Origin of the sequence: Litchfieldia sinesaloumensis, from assembly GCF_900156865.1 — a bacterium.
Taxonomy (GTDB): Bacteria; Bacillota; Bacilli; order Bacillales; family Bacillaceae_L; genus Ferdinandcohnia; species Ferdinandcohnia sinesaloumensis.
On record NZ_LT732529.1, the window covers coordinates 397118 to 411292 of the forward strand.

At 36.8% G+C, this 14175-nt stretch carries 11 protein-coding genes and 1 other annotated feature; of the genes, 10 read left to right on the forward strand and 1 reads right to left on the reverse strand.

What is annotated here, in order from left to right:
• Positions 1–22: 22 nt before the first annotated feature.
• The 9 genes from opp4A to CZ490_RS01960 all read left to right on the forward strand — a co-directional run bounded on the left by opp4A (position 23) and on the right by CZ490_RS01960 (position 10922).
• Positions 23–1738: an oligopeptide ABC transporter substrate-binding protein gene (opp4A, locus tag CZ490_RS01920; protein ID WP_077617297.1), complete on the forward strand. Its 1716-nt coding sequence runs from the start codon at positions 23–25 to the stop codon at positions 1736–1738.
• A 36-nt stretch (positions 1739–1774) separates the two neighbouring features.
• The gene (opp4B, locus tag CZ490_RS01925) at positions 1775–2740 is read left to right on the forward strand and encodes an oligopeptide ABC transporter permease (RefSeq protein ID WP_077617298.1); all 966 of its coding nucleotides are present in this window, start codon (positions 1775–1777) and stop codon (positions 2738–2740) included.
• A gap of 12 nt (positions 2741–2752) precedes the next feature.
• Positions 2753–3661, forward strand: coding sequence for an oligopeptide ABC transporter permease (gene opp4C / locus CZ490_RS01930; protein ID WP_077617299.1), 909 nt, complete (start codon positions 2753–2755; stop codon positions 3659–3661).
• A gap of 489 nt (positions 3662–4150) precedes the next feature.
• The gene (locus CZ490_RS01935; RefSeq protein WP_077617300.1) at positions 4151–5131 is read left to right on the forward strand and encodes an ABC transporter ATP-binding protein; all 981 of its coding nucleotides are present in this window, start codon (positions 4151–4153) and stop codon (positions 5129–5131) included.
• Entirely contained in the window at positions 5128–6147 is a 1020-nt protein-coding gene (locus CZ490_RS01940) for an ABC transporter ATP-binding protein (RefSeq protein WP_077617301.1), read from the forward strand. Before CZ490_RS01935 ends, CZ490_RS01940 begins: the two co-directional genes overlap by 4 nt.
• Positions 6148–6250: 103 nt before the next feature.
• Positions 6251–7927 (forward strand): peptide-binding protein, encoded by a 1677-nt coding sequence (locus CZ490_RS01945; protein WP_077617302.1) that lies wholly within the window; start codon positions 6251–6253, stop codon positions 7925–7927.
• A gap of 197 nt (positions 7928–8124) precedes the next feature.
• Positions 8125–9075, forward strand: coding sequence for an ABC transporter permease (locus CZ490_RS01950; protein ID WP_077617303.1), 951 nt, complete (start codon positions 8125–8127; stop codon positions 9073–9075).
• 12 nt (positions 9076–9087) lie between these two features.
• Positions 9088–10002 carry an oligopeptide ABC transporter permease gene (opp4C, locus tag CZ490_RS01955; RefSeq protein WP_077617304.1) on the forward strand — a complete coding sequence of 305 codons (915 nt, stop codon included), beginning with the start codon at positions 9088–9090 and terminating at the stop codon, positions 10000–10002.
• Between the two features lie 170 nt (positions 10003–10172).
• Positions 10173–10922, forward strand: coding sequence for a YjbA family protein (locus CZ490_RS01960; protein ID WP_077617305.1), 750 nt, complete (start codon positions 10173–10175; stop codon positions 10920–10922).
• 59 nt (positions 10923–10981) lie between these two features.
• Here the strand turns inward: CZ490_RS01960 and trpS are convergent, their stop codons facing one another.
• Positions 10982–11971 (reverse strand): tryptophan--tRNA ligase, encoded by a 990-nt coding sequence (trpS, locus tag CZ490_RS01965; RefSeq protein ID WP_077617306.1) that lies wholly within the window; start codon positions 11969–11971, stop codon positions 10982–10984.
• Positions 11972–12054: 83 nt separating this feature from the next.
• Positions 12055–12303, reverse strand: a binding site (T-box leader).
• A 171-nt stretch (positions 12304–12474) separates the two neighbouring features.
• On the opposite strand from trpS, the gene CZ490_RS01970 reads away from it, so the two are divergent.
• A complete protein-coding gene (locus CZ490_RS01970; protein ID WP_077617307.1) occupies positions 12475–14112 on the forward strand; it encodes a peptide ABC transporter substrate-binding protein in 1638 nt (545 codons plus the stop codon).
• The last annotated feature ends 63 nt before the right edge of the window (positions 14113–14175 follow it).

Below are 14175 nucleotides of genomic sequence, written 5' to 3' on the forward strand. Positions count from 1 at the left end.
AAAATACGGGGGGAAAACCAATATGAAAAAGTCAGCATTGTGGACGATCGCATTAATGCTAGTAATGTCATTATTCCTAGCTGCTTGCGGTGGTAATGAAGAAAAAGCTGAAAAAGAAAATGATAACACAGGTTCTGAAACATCTGAACCTAAAGAAGGCGGAAAAATCACACTTGCAGTTGACCAAGCTCCAGAAGGTGTTTTTGAATCTGCTTATTACAGAAGTGCAATTGATGCACAAATCCTTGGTTTCACAGGCGATAGCATTTACAAAGTAAATGATAACCTAGAGTATGTACCGAATCTTGCTACATGGGAAATCAGCGAAGACAAATTAACGTATACTTTCAAATTTGAAGAAGGCGTTAAGTGGCATAACGGTGAAGAATTAACTGCTGAAGATTATGCATTTGCTTTAGAAACAATTGCTCACCCAGATTATGATGGTTCTCGTTTCAACTATGTTGAAGGAATCAAAGGTGCAAAAGCGAAAAAAGATGGACAAGCTGAAACAATTGAAGGTGTTAACGTAGTTGACAAGTATACAGTTGAGATTACTTTCGAAGAAGTAAAAATCAACAACTTAGAAAATCTATGGTCAGATCCAATGCCTAAGAAACATTATGAAGGTGTTGCGGTTGCAGATCTTGGAGAATCTGAGGAAGTTCGTACAAACCCAGTTGGTCTTGGACCATTCAAAGTGAAGAAAGTAGTACCGGGTGAATACGTAGAATTAGAGCGTTTTGATGAATATTGGCAAGGTAAGCCACTACTTGATGGTGTTGTTATTAAAGTTATTGATCCTTCTCTAGCTAACGGTGCATTCCAAAATGGCGAAATCGACATCATGGAAATCGCTCCAGCTTCTGTAAAAGAATTAGAAAACATGGATCATGTTCGTGTTGAAGAAACTAGTGGTACTGCTTACTCTTATATCGGTTTACGCTTTGGTCACCGTGATCAAGAAACACGTACAAACGTTGCTGATTTTGATAAGTTTGAATCAAAAGAATTACGTCAAGCATTATTACACGCAATTAATCGTCAAGCAATGATTGATGGATTCTTATCTGGTAAAGGTAAAGTATTTAACACTGTTATTCCTTCTGCATTCTGGATGGCAGCTGACGATTCAGAATTAAACCAATATGAGTATGATCAAGAGAAAGCAAAAGAATTATTAGCTTCTGCTGGATACAAAGATGTAGATGGTGATGGATTCGTAGAAGATCCAGAAGGTAACCCATTCTCTATCAAATTTGGTCACTATGCAGGTAACGCAACATTTGAAGGTCGTGCACAAGCGATTATTCAAAGCTGGAATGACATCGGAGTTAAGACAGAGTTATCAACAGGTTCTTTAGTTGAGTTCAACCTATACAACGAAATGAAAGACAACGATGATAAAGAACTAGAAGCATTCTTCGGTTCATGGGGAACAGGTGCTGACCCAGATCCATCTGGACTATGGGCAAATGACGCTGAATGGAACTATGGTCGTTGGGTAAATGAAGATAACCAAAGACTTCTTAATGAAGGCTTAAGTGAAAAATCATTTGACCAAGAGTACCGTGGACAAGTATATGTTGAGTGGCAAAAACTATTCAACGAAGAATTACCAGCATTACCATTATGGGAAAACATGGACCTTTATGGAATTAACAAACGTCTAGAAGGTGTACATGTAAATGCAGTTGGATTCCAAACTGATGTTCATAAGTGGTATGTAACTGACTGATTGCAATAAGATTTTTAAGGATAAGGAGCAAATAACATGCTGCAATACTCACTTCGAAGAATACTAGGCATGATTCCATTATTACTCCTTGCCTCCATTGTGGTATTTTCCCTGGCAAAAATGATGCCAGGGGACCCTTTTGGGGGAGAGATTGATCCATCCAATACAGATCCGCAGTATATTGAGGAAATGCGCGAAAAGCTGGGTTATAATGACCCAATCTATGTGCAATATTGGAGATGGGTTACTGACTTTGTTCAGGGGGATTTTGGAAAGTCTACAGCACATAAAATGGATGTCTCTGCGTTAATTGCGCAACGGATTCCGAATACATTGTTTTTAGCGGTTGTTTCATTGATTTTTACGTACATTTTTGCCTTTTTCATGGGAATGTATGCAGGGAGAAAACCGTATACTCTTGGAGATAATTTGATTGCTGGCTATAACTATGTGGGATTAGCAATTCCTTCTTTTGTTGCGGGGATTGTAGCAATTTATTTCTTCTCGTTTCAACTTGGTTGGTTCCCGTTTAGTGGATCTGTGGAAGTAGGGGTCGATGAAGGTACGTTTGCATATTTTGCAAGTAAAATTCATCACGTTTTATTACCAGCACTAGTACTTGGTCTAATGGGTACTGCATCATACACACAATTTTTACGAAATGATATTATTGAAAATAGCCGTAAAGACTTTGTAAGAACAGCAAGAGCAAAGGGTACAAAAGAATCAACAATCTATAATAAACATATTTTACGAAACTCTATTATTCCGTTAGTAACATTTTTAGGATTTGATATTGCAACATTAATTGGTGGAGCGGTAATAACTGAAACAATCTTCACATACCCAGGTATTGGACATCTCTTCTTAGAATCTATTAACTCAAGAGATTATGCTGTTATGATGACGATCACAATGTTACTTTCATTTCTAACACTTTTCGGAAATCTTATCGCAGATTTACTTTATGGTATAGTTGATCCGCGTATTCGATTGGATTAAGGAGGAGAAAAAATGGAAGTAGTTACAAATACAAATATGAATACACCTAAAAACGAAACAAAGGGTCTTTCTCCTTGGGCAATAGCAAGAAGGAAATTCATGAAAAATAAACTAGCTATGATTAGTTTGATTTTTCTAATCCTAATCACTTTAACTGCCATTTTTGGCCCTATGTTTAATGATAGAGATATTGTTCGTGTTGATTACATGAACATGAGTAAAGAACCATCTGCAGAAAACTGGCTCGGAACAGATATAAACGGCCGAGACATTTTTGCTAGAATGTTACATGGTGGTAGAACCTCATTAATGATTGGCTTTTCGTGTATGTTTTTTATCACTTTAATTGGAACAATTGTTGGTTCTGTTGCCGGATACAATGGTGGAAAAATAGACCGATTACTGATGCGTTTTACAGACTTCGTATTGGTATTCCCATTCATGATTTTTGTAATTGTATTAAACTCAATTCTAGTTGGTAAAATATCAGGCGCATGGACACTTATTATTGTAATGAGCTTACTCAGTTGGGGTGGAGTTGCCCGTATTGTTCGGAGTAGGGTATTAGCAGAAAAAGAGAATGAATACATCCTTGCTGCGAAATCGATTGGGACTAGACCATCAAAAATTATTGTTAAGCATTTGCTGCCCAATGTATCATCAACAATTATCGTACAAGCTACGCTAATTTTGGCAGTTATGATTGTTGCCGAATCAGGCTTAAGTTTCCTTGGATTTGGTGTTCCGTCTAATGTGCCAAGTTGGGGAAATATGCTTTCTGAGGCAAGAGACTCAGATGTACTTCGTAATAAAACCTGGATGTGGGTTCCGCCTGCAACAGCAATTACACTTACAATATTATCAATTAACTTTATAGGCGAAGGGTTGAAGGATGCCTTAAATCCTAAATCTAACCGTTAACCAGATCTATCACACAATGTGATGGATCTTTTTTTATATATAAAATTCACTGAATCAACGCTTTTAAGCAATAAAGTCCTATATTGGAAAAGCAATAAAACTTGTTTATTAAAAGGTTTAATTTGTATGAAATTTATCTAAACCTCTTAAAATCAACTTTCAAAAGAAATAATAGTAAAAATTATAAAAATTATCTTGCAATTTCAACATAGTAATAATAGAATTTTAACTAGATTAGGAGAATAACAACTTTTCAGTTTTAAAAGTAAATTCAATCAATTTTAAAATTTACTTGAATTTGTAATCTTTCTGTAATAAAATTTAGTTGATTCTTTTGTCAGATAATTTAGCTTTTTCAACACTTTAAAGCTTTATCCTGATAAACTAAAAGGTTGCTAGAAATTATTCTTAATGATTCTCTGAAAATATTATTTTTCGAATATTGGGTGAACTTATTTTAAGTTCTGATAAGGATGGTGAACCAATTTTATGGCCGCGTTACTAGAAGTCAAAAACTTAAAAACATACTTCTATAAAAAGAAATCAGTTATACCTGCCGTAGATGGCGTTGATCTCAAGATAAATAAAGGTGAGACTTTAGCAATAGTAGGTGAGTCAGGATCTGGTAAAAGTATTACATCGCTTTCTATCATGAAACTTGTACCAAGTCCAGCAGGTAAAATCGTAGAAGGTGAAATCATACTCGATGGTAAAAACCTAGTCGATTTATCTGAAGCTGAAATGTGTAAGGTCCGTGGAAATGATGTATCAATGATATTCCAGGAACCAATGACATCACTCAATCCTGTCTTAACAGTTGGTGAACAAATCATTGAGGTACTTATGTACCATCAAAAAATGACGAAGGCTGAAGCTACAAAGAAAGCGATTGAAATGTTAGAAATGGTTGGTTTTTCAAGAGCTGCCGAATTAATCAATGATTACCCTCATCGATTATCAGGTGGTATGCGTCAAAGAGTTATGATAGCGATTGCGATGAGTTGTAATCCTAAGTTATTGATAGCAGATGAGCCTACAACTGCACTTGATGTGACAATCCAAGCTCAAATACTTGATTTAATGAGAGACCTAAGTCATAAATTCGATACTTCTATACTCATCATTACGCATGATTTAGGGGTCGTATCTGAAGTAGCAGATAGGGTTATCGTTATGTATTGTGGTCAAGTAGTTGAAGAAGCAACAGTTGATGACTTATTCAATGAACCATTGCATCCCTATACAATTGGACTAATGGGTTCTATACCATCAATTGAAATTGAATCAGATCGATTACAGTCTATTAAAGGGAATGTCCCATCTCCAGAGCATCTACCTAAAGGATGTCGCTTTGCACCTAGGTGTCCAAGTGCCTTTGACAGATGTTTCGCAGAAATGCCTGAGTTGATGAGTAATAATGGACGGACAGTCCGTTGCTTTCTACACGATACGAAAGGGGACAAACAATGACTGCGCCATTAGGTAAGGGAGTACAGGATACAGTAATTAAAACTACAGAGCCCATTCTAGAAGTCAAAAATTTAACAAAACACTTTCCAATAAAAGCAGGAATTTTCCAACGTACAGTTGGTCATGTGAAAGCAGTCGATGGTGTTTCCTTCTTTGTAAATAAAGGTGAAACATTAGGGATAGTGGGAGAATCTGGCTGTGGAAAATCCACTGCAGGTCGAACATTAATACGCTTATATGAACCTACTGGAGGAGATATCCTCTTTAAAGGGAAAAATATATCCAAAATGTCTGAGGGTGAACTTAGACGTAGTGTTCGAAAAGATATCCAAATGATATTTCAGGATCCATATGCATCAATAAATCCAAGGAAGACATTAGGATCAATTATCTCTGAACCAATGATTACTCACCACCTTTATAACCGTCAAGAAAGACGTGAAAAACTCAGTGAATTATTAGAAATGGTAGGTTTTAACCCATCATTTATTAATAGATACCCACATGAGTTTTCAGGTGGACAAAGACAAAGAATAGGTATAGCGCGAGCCTTAGCTCTTAATCCAGACTTGATTATTGCAGATGAAGCAGTTTCGGCACTTGACGTGTCTATTCAAGCTCAAATAATTAATATAATGCAAGATTTACAGGCTGAATTAGGATTAACTTATATTTTTATCTCGCATGACCTTAGTGTTGTTCGACATATTAGTGATCGCATTGCGGTTATGTATTTAGGTAAAGTAATGGAGCTAGCACCGAAAAAGGATCTATTTGAGGAACCGCTTCATCCTTATACTCAAGCGCTCCTCTCTGCAATACCTGTTCCTAGAAAAAAAGGAGTTCAGGCGAGAGAAAGGATTGTACTTAAAGGTGAATTACCTAGCCCAGCAAACCCTCCGCAAGGGTGTGTATTTCACACACGCTGCCCAGCTGCTACTGATATTTGTCGGAATGCAGTTCCAGAATTTAAGGAAGTGAAGAAAGATCATTTTGTTGCTTGTCACCTTTTCTAAAGTGGCAGTTACAAATAGATAAATCACTGAAGGGGGGAGATATACCTAAAAATGCAGCAGGTCAAAAATGTAAATATTCACAAAATGATAGGGGGAAAAAAAGATGAAGTTAAGTAAAAAACTATTGCAATTTTTAGCTTTAGCACTTGCATTGTCTCTTTTCTTAGCAGCTTGTTCAGGCGGCGGAGAAGAAGCTAACAATGAACCTGAAGAGAAGGAAGATCCACCAGCTACTGAAGAGCCAGCTAATAACGATCCAGTTGAAGGCGGAGATTTAATTATCGGTTCTACTGGTTCTCCAACAATGTTTAACCCACTATATTCTACTGATGCTTCAAGTAGTGATATTGAGGGAATGATTTTTGACAGCTTAATCGGTTCTGACCTTGAGTTTAACCCAGTAACTGATGGTGGCTTAGCAGAGTCAGTTGAACAGTCTGATGATGGATTAACTTTCACTGTAAAAATAACTGATAAGGCAAAGTTCCATGATGGTACTCCTTTAACAGCTGATGATGTTGTATTCACATACAGCATTCCATTAAGTGAAGAGTATACTGGTCCACGTGGTAACTACTTTGAATCTTTAGAAAGTGTTGAAGCTACGGATCCTACAACAGTAGTATTCAAGTTAAAACAAAAAGATGCTCAATTCCCTGTAGTAGGTCTTAGCTATGGAATCTTACCAAAGCATATCCTTGGCGATGTTCCAATTGCTGAATTAGGAGAGCATGAGTTCAATACGAAGAACCCAATCGGTTCTGGTCCATTCAAGTTTGTTGAGTGGAAAGACGGAGAATATGTAAAAGTTGAAGCTAACCTAGATTATTGGGATGGACGCCCATATTTAGACACAGTTACTTATAAGCTAGTTCCAGATGCAAACGCTATGCTTGCACAAATCCAAAATGGTGATGTTCATTACTATGCTGGTCTTGCACAACAAGACGTTCCTACAGTTGAAGGATTCGCTGATGCAGCAGGTATTCGTCTTGAAAGTGGAATGGCACTATCTTATACATTCTTTGCTGGTAACGAACGCCTTGAGTTCTTTAAAGACAAAGCTGTAAGACAAGCGATTACACATGCAATTGACCGTGAGTCTATTGTTGAAAACGTAATGAATGGTCTTGGTGAAGTAGCTCACGTTCCAGAAAGTCCATTAAGCTGGGCTTACAATCCAGATGTACCAAAGTTCGAATATGATGTTGAAAAAGCTAAGAAAATGTTAGACGATGCTGGATGGGTAGTAGGTGCGGACGGCATTCGTGAAAAAGATGGTCAAAAACTATCATTTAACGTAGTAACAAACCAAGGTAACAAAATTCGTGAAGATATCGTTGTAATTCTACAACAACAATTAAAAGAAGTTGGAATTGAAGCAACACCTGAAATCATTGAATTCAGTGCTTTAATTGCAAAAATTGAGCCAGGAGTTTGGGACTTTGATGCAATCGTATTAGGTTGGAGTCTAGGAACAGACCCAGATCCAAGTGGTATCTTCCACTCTAAGTGGATTGAAACTGGAAATAACTTTATCGCTTATTCTAATCCTGAGTTAGATGCATTAATGGATGCTCAATTACAAGAATTAGATAGAGAAAAGCGTGCAGAGATGATTGGTGAAATTCAAGCAGGTCTTGCTGAAGATCAACCATATACATTCTTATACTATCCAGAAGAGTTCCGTGTTCTACCTGCGAACTTAGAAGGATATGAATTCCATGCGAAAAACCAATTATATAACATTAACAAATGGTGGTTAAAGAAAGCTGAATAATAATTGGGAATAAGCACTAACAAGAGGAATGTATTGACATTCCTCTTGTTAAAAAGAATATGCAACACAGTTTATAAGACTTACTTACAATGTAAGTAAGTCTTATAAACTGTTATCAGGGTATATCATTTCTCTCTTTTTTATAACAACAATACTACTAGCTACTGAATAAAAATCTATTAGAAGGAGAATAGATGATGGTTTCATATATCATTCGACGAACGTTGATGGCTATTCCCTTGTTATTCGGAATTACCATACTATCATTTGCAATTATTCAAGCTGCACCTGGTGGCCCTACAGCAGTACTAATGGACCCAACTATGAGTCCAGAAAACCGAATAAAGTTTGAAGAAAAATACGGTTTAAACGATCCAGTCCATGTTCAATATATAAGATGGGTTGGAAACATGGTCCAAGGGGACTTTGGAACTTCATTATTACGTCAGGGTGTACCTGTAACGGAAATGATTATGAACAGACTTCCAAACACTGTACTACTGATGCTTGTTTCTACTATTCTAGCAATGATAATTGCGATACCGTTTGGGATAATGTCAGCAATGCGCCCATATTCAAAACTTGATTACGGTGTAACAGTTACCTCATTTCTAGGGGTTGCAACTCCGAATTTCTGGTTCGGTCTAATTTTAATCATTATCTTCTCACTTCAATTAGGATGGTTTCCAACAGGTGGAACCCATACAATGAATGCACCGTTTAGCCTTTGGGATCGAATACACCATCTAATTTTACCAGCATTTGTACTAGCAACTGCTGACATGGCGGCACTAACCAGGTACACAAGGTCAAGTATGATGGAAGTGCTACATCAGGATTATATCCGTACAGCAAGATCAAAAGGGTTTAAGGAAAGTAAAGTTGTAATTAAGCATGGAATCCGAAATGGAATGATTCCAATTATTACGATATTTGGACTTATGCTACCATCATTCATTGGTGGAGCAGCGATTACGGAAAATGTATTTAGCTGGCCAGGGCTTGGCAGATTATTTATCGAGTCTGCATTTAACCGTGATTATCCTGTCATTATGGCATTAACTGTATTATCAGCGGTATTTGTTGTCATTGGAAATTTAATTGCAGATATCTTGTACGCGATTTTTGATCCGCGTATTGAGTATTAAGGGGGGGGACATATGGCACAACTTAACGTTAACACATCTCAAAATGAACTTGAATTAAACCCCAACCTTAAGGAAAAGCCCGATACCTTAACGAAGATATTTTTTAGGAAGTTCCGTAAAAATAAGCTTGCAGTATTCGGTGCAATCGTATTGCTTATAATTATTGCAGCTTCTTATTTATCGCCAATCATTGCACCATATGCATACGATCATATTGATCTCATGAAAAAACTAAAAGCACCTGGTGGAGAATATTTATTAGGTACTGATCGGTATGGCCGTGATATCTTAACAAGACTATTATATGGTGGTAGAGTTTCACTTACGGTTGCTCTTGCATCCGTGCTGGGGGCTATTATCATCGGAACGACTGTAGGAGCAGTTGCTGGGTATTTTGGAGGGTTAATAGATGCCGTTTTAATGCGTTTGGTAGATGTTATTATATCCATTCCTAGTTTCTTTCTATTGATTACAGTTGTTACAATTTTTAAACCAAGTGTAACAAACTTAGTGTTAGTATTTGCATTGACAACTTGGACTGGGACAGCCCGTCTTGTCCGTGGTGAATTTCTGTCATTACGCTCAAGAGAGTTTGTTCTAGCTTCAAAATCCATTGGAACAAGGGCATACAAAATTATTTTTAGTCACATCTTACCTAATGCTATGGGACCAATTATTGTTGCTGCAACTTTATTAGTCGGTCAAGTAATACTAACAGAAGCGGCATTAAGTTATTTGGGCTTGGGTGTTAATCCACCGACGCCTACTTGGGGGAACATGCTGCAAGATGCACAAAGTTTGACTATTATGATTCAAGCACCGTGGTATCCAATTTTCCCTGGTGTACTGATTTTAGTAACTGTTCTATGCTTTAACTTTGTTGGGGATGGATTACGAGATGCGTTAGATCCAAAAGTAAATGATTAGAAAAAGCCAAGATGCCATTCTTGGCTTTTTCTTTTTACCTTTGACATAATTGATGTGAGGATTGAAACCATTTTTAAGTACTTTCTAACAATACATGAATATTTTGGAATAAAACTTACATCTTCTGCCTATACTGTTGAACAAACGCACTTTGAAGTGAGGGGTAGAAAATGTTGTTTCTTCATGATATTTGGGTAAATTGGTTTGAAGGTGAAGAAAATGGTTACAACGTTTGCCACTTCCATGAATGGCGCAAGGATGATAGTGTTGAACTGTTAGACCAGGTACCTTTACTTAAGATTGAGTCTCCATTGTTTAACTACATTGAAAATGATTTAATGGAACTACCACAGCAACTATTAATGGATGTTTACCAAAAAGCGTATGTTCGTAAAAATCATGAACGAATTCAACAAGATTATTGTTTTGTTGTGACAGATGGCCATGGAATACTTGCGGTAGACACAATAGGCTATAATATCCCTATTCGGAAGAGCCGCTTAATTCCAAGGCAAGAACAACTCGTTTATGAGATGGTAAATAGTCATGAAGCAATTCCTTATTCATTTGATAGTAATGAAATCAACAAGGATAAGGAACACCATATTTTATCTCCTTCGCCGATTGAAATGGCAGGTCTAACCCGGAAGGAAAGACAACTTAAGCAACTTTTGTTTATGGCGTTAGATCAATTGGCATCAACTAAAAATGTGGCCGAGATAAGATATTGGTATACGGAGTGGAATCCTTCGAGATACCGGGAAATTCAAGAAATGCATTTTGAAGAAGTATGGCAAAACCTCTATGAAGAAACGAGAAACGGTTGGACAAGCAAACATGTTCAACTTTGTGAAAACCTAATTAAAGGTCAACCATTTTTTGAAAAGCTTTGGGAAATTGAACATGAATCAAAAGTGTAAAAAAAAGGATTTGTTTTCGAACAAATCCTTTTTTCTTTTTAGGCATTGCGCTTTTAATTCTATTTTCTTTTTCTTCCAAGTCCCATTGCTCTTTCCATTTTTTTAACGGTTTTATATGCAGTTTTATTTGCTTTTTCAGCACCAGCATCAAGGATTTCATCTAACTTTGGTGAATTTAAGATTTCATAGTATCGTTCTTGAATTGGGAGAATCTCGTTTAGTACAACCTCTGCTAAATCTGATTTAAATACTCCGTACCCTTTTCCTTCATATTGGGTTTCAATTTCTTCAATTGACTTGTTACTAAATGTTGAATAAATCGTCATAAGGTTAGAAATCCCTGGTTTATTTTCCTTGTCAAATTTAACAATACCGTCTGAATCCGTAACAGCACTTTTAATTTTCTTCTCAATCTGCTTTGGTTCATCGAGTAAAGCAATATACGCTTTTGGATTTGGATCAGACTTACTCATCTTTTTGGTCGGATCTTGTAAAGACATGATTCTTGCGCCATCTTTTGGAATTCTGCTATCCGGAATGGTGAAGATTTCACGGTATTTTTTGTTGAATCTTTCTGCTAGATCTCGTGTTAATTCAATATGCTGCTTTTGGTCCTCACCAACTGGTACAAGGTCTGTATTATATAGAAGAATGTCACCAGCCATTAGAGGAGGATATGTTAACAATCCGGCCACAACGGCTTCTTTACCATGAGATTTATCTTTAAATTGTGTCATTCTTTCAAGTTCTCCGATATATGATACACATTGTAACATCCAGCCTGCTTGAGCATGTGCTGGAACCTCTGATTGAATAAAAAGTGTAGCTTTTTCTGGATCAAGCCCGATAGCAAGATAGAGTGCAGCTAGGCTTCTAATATTCTTTCGGAGTTCCAAAGCTTCTTGAGGTACTGTAATTGCATGCTGGTCAACAATACAAAAGAAGCAATTGTACTCGTCTTGTAGTTCGATGAATTGCTTCATCGCTCCGATATAGTTTCCCAGTGTCACTGAACCACTTGGTTGAATTCCTGAAAAAATCGTTTGCATTTTGTTTCTCTCCTTTTAAACAGGCTTGAAGAAGTGAGTGGATTCGGACAAAATAAAAAACCATTCGAACCTAACAAATTAATGTTAGGGACGAATGGTTACCGCGTTGCCACCCTAGTTATTTTATACCCATGTTTAAATACGATATAAAATCTCTCGACTCCTTGTAACGTAAGGATGACGCCTTTGCCTACTTGTAATTCAGCAAAGAAGCTCCAAAGTCCATTCCATATGTCCCACTATCTGTTTACACCGACCACAGACTCTCTGCATGAGGTTTAGCACCCCAAAAGTGGATTTCCATATGTACTACTCTTCTTCATAGCAAGTTATTTTATATTACATTCATTATAATTCTTTCAGTTTGAAATGCAAGTATTGTTGTGAAAAATAAATGAAAAATCAAACGAAGCCAATACGCATAAGAAGGTATGTTTTGAAACAACATAAGTATCGTATATCTTTGCGAAAGAAAAAAATTACATATTTAGGAGGTCATCTATTTGAAAAAAATATCTTGGCTATTATGCCTTCTGTTCGTAAGTGCTCTTGTCCTTTCGGGCTGCGGAACCTTTGATAATGGAGACAAAGAAGGAGGCGGAGCTAAAGAAGGAGAGGCAAAGAAAGACTTAAGAATTAATATAAGTTCTGAGCCTCCTACCTTACATCCTGGTTTAGCGACCGATTCAACGTCTGGAGTGGTACTCCAGCATGCTTTTGAAGGTTTGACACGCATAAATAAAAACGGGGAACCAGAAGAAGCAATGGCGGAAAAAATTGATATTTCAGATGATGGAAAAACATATACATTCACAATTCGTGATGCGAAGTGGACAAATGGTGATCCTGTGACAGCACACGACTTTGAATATGCGTGGAAATGGGTATTGGATCCTGCGAATCAATCCGATTATGCATCACAAATTTACAATTATGTTGCAGGGGCAAAAGAAGCATACAATACTCCTGATATTTCAATTGAAAAAATGGAGAATGTAGGTATTAAGGCAATTGATGATAAGACTCTAGAAGTTACATTAGTGAATCCAACTGCTTATTTCTTAGAGTTAACTGCCTTTTATACTTATTTTCCGGTAAACAGTAAAATTGCTAAAGACAATCCAAATTGGGCGGATCGTGTTGATGAATCCTATGTATCAAATGGTCCATTTTTTATTGCGGATAAATCAGCAACTATCACACTCGAGAAGAATAAAGACTATTGGGATGCAGATTCGGTTAAGCTCAACAAAATTACAATGGATATGATTAACGATCCAAATACAGAGTACCAAAGCTTCAAAAAAGGTGAACTTGATTGGGCAGGTGCTCCAACGTCAGCATTACCGACTGAAGTGATTCCTACTTTACAAAAAGAAGGAACACTACAAAAAAGCGTAATTGCAGGAACGTACTGGTATAAATTCAATATTAATAAAGAGCCGTTTCAAAATGAAAATCTTCGAAAAGCTCTATCTTATGCAATTAACCGAAAAGCAATTGTAGATAATATTACACAAGGTGGACAAATTCCAGCAATGGCATTAGTTCCTTCCACAATTATTAAAGAAAATGAGAAAGGATATTTTAAAGACAACGATACGGAACTGGCAAAAGAGCATTTACAAAAAGCGTTAGACGAGCTTGGATTATCAGATGCTTCCCAACTTCCGCCAATTGCTCTTTCTTATAATACTTCAGAAGGGCATCAAAAGGTCGCACAGGCGATACAAGATATGTGGAGAAAAGAGCTAGGAATTGAGGTAACTCTTAATAATGCTGAATGGAATGTATTCCTAGATAACATTGACCAAGGAAATTTCCAAATAGGTCGTGCAGGATGGTTAGCTGACTTTAATGACCCTGTTAACTTCCTAGAAATTTTCACAGTACCACAAGGAAATAATGATACTGGTTGGACAAATGAAACGTTTAATAATCTTCTTGCACAAGCTTCTGAAGAAACAGATGCGGATAAGCGTCTTGAATTATTGAAAGAAGCTGAACAACTAGTAATCAGTGAAATGCCATTTGCACCGATCTATTTTTATACGAATAACTGGGTGCAAAATGAAAATCTAAAGGGCGTTGTTATTACTCCATTGGGAGATGTCTCATATAAGTGGGCTTACTTTGAGTAATTCGAATTAAGTGATCACCCAAACAAATAAAAGTAAGGTATATAGCAAGGCTATATACCTTAC

Coding starts and splice junctions, on each gene's coding strand:
- opp4A (WP_077617297.1), top strand. CDS start 23: ATGAAAAAGTCAGCATTGTGGACGATCGCATTAATGCTAGTAATGTCA.
- opp4B (WP_077617298.1), top strand. CDS start 1,775: ATGCTGCAATACTCACTTCGAAGAATACTAGGCATGATTCCATTATTA.
- opp4C (WP_077617299.1), top strand. CDS start 2,753: ATGGAAGTAGTTACAAATACAAATATGAATACACCTAAAAACGAAACA.
- CZ490_RS01935 (WP_077617300.1), top strand. CDS start 4,151: ATGGCCGCGTTACTAGAAGTCAAAAACTTAAAAACATACTTCTATAAA.
- CZ490_RS01940 (WP_077617301.1), top strand. CDS start 5,128: ATGACTGCGCCATTAGGTAAGGGAGTACAGGATACAGTAATTAAAACT.
- CZ490_RS01945 (WP_077617302.1), top strand. CDS start 6,251: ATGAAGTTAAGTAAAAAACTATTGCAATTTTTAGCTTTAGCACTTGCA.
- CZ490_RS01950 (WP_077617303.1), top strand. CDS start 8,125: ATGGTTTCATATATCATTCGACGAACGTTGATGGCTATTCCCTTGTTA.
- opp4C (WP_077617304.1), top strand. CDS start 9,088: ATGGCACAACTTAACGTTAACACATCTCAAAATGAACTTGAATTAAAC.
- CZ490_RS01960 (WP_077617305.1), top strand. CDS start 10,173: ATGTTGTTTCTTCATGATATTTGGGTAAATTGGTTTGAAGGTGAAGAA.
- trpS (WP_077617306.1), bottom strand. CDS start 11,971: ATGCAAACGATTTTTTCAGGAATTCAACCAAGTGGTTCAGTGACACTG.